Consider the following 590-nt stretch of genomic DNA (forward strand, 5'->3'; position numbering starts at 1 on the left):
GCGTTCAACAGCGGAGATGTGGACGAATACGTCCGCGCCGCCATTGTCAGGCTGAATGAAGCCGAAGCCCTTGGTTGCGTTGAACCACTTAACTGTTCCAGTTGCCATTTCGCTAGTCCTTCTTGCATTCGCAACGTTAGTAATTGTCGGATAACCGACTTGGTATCGAGATTTTGGAGATAGACGTCAGCGAACGCGGAACCGCGGGGCCACTATATCGATCGGCCGAAATATCAATGGACGGCATATAAGCGCTTTTGGGGTCAAAAACAAGATGGTTCATCACCAGCGCCTGTTTGAAACCCTTTTCGAACGAGTTGCACAAAAGCGTGAAACTGCTTTCTTTCGTGAATCGTTGGCTTAATTATCTGGTCATCGAGGAGAACGCCATGATGCGCTTTTCAATTCCATTGGCAGGTTTTGCCGCACTTTTCGTCATGTCCGGCGAGGCCGAAGCCATTTCCCGTTACGTCACCACCAGCATGAGCTGCGATGCGGTTCAGTCACGTGTGGCGGGCGAGGGAGCCGCCATTCTTCGCTATCAATCGACGCGCAATCCAAGCCTGCCGCTCTACGGCCGGTATGTCTCG

Annotated in this window: 2 protein-coding genes; one reads left to right on the forward strand and one right to left on the reverse strand. The window is 52.4% G+C overall.

The window, feature by feature from the left end; genetic code table 11:
- Window positions 1–108 (reverse strand): cold-shock protein (locus AB1462_RS31540; RefSeq protein ID WP_367248993.1); only part of this gene is annotated, 108 nt, incomplete at its 3' end.
- A 221-nt stretch (window positions 109–329) separates the two neighbouring features.
- Here AB1462_RS31540 and AB1462_RS31545 point away from each other — a divergent pair.
- The coding region (locus AB1462_RS31545; protein ID WP_367248991.1) for a hypothetical protein at window positions 330–590 on the forward strand (261 nt) is incomplete at its 3' end.

This window comes from Pseudomonas sp. SB113 (assembly GCF_040754745.1).
GTDB lineage: Bacteria > Pseudomonadota > Gammaproteobacteria > Pseudomonadales > Pseudomonadaceae > Aquipseudomonas > Aquipseudomonas grimontii.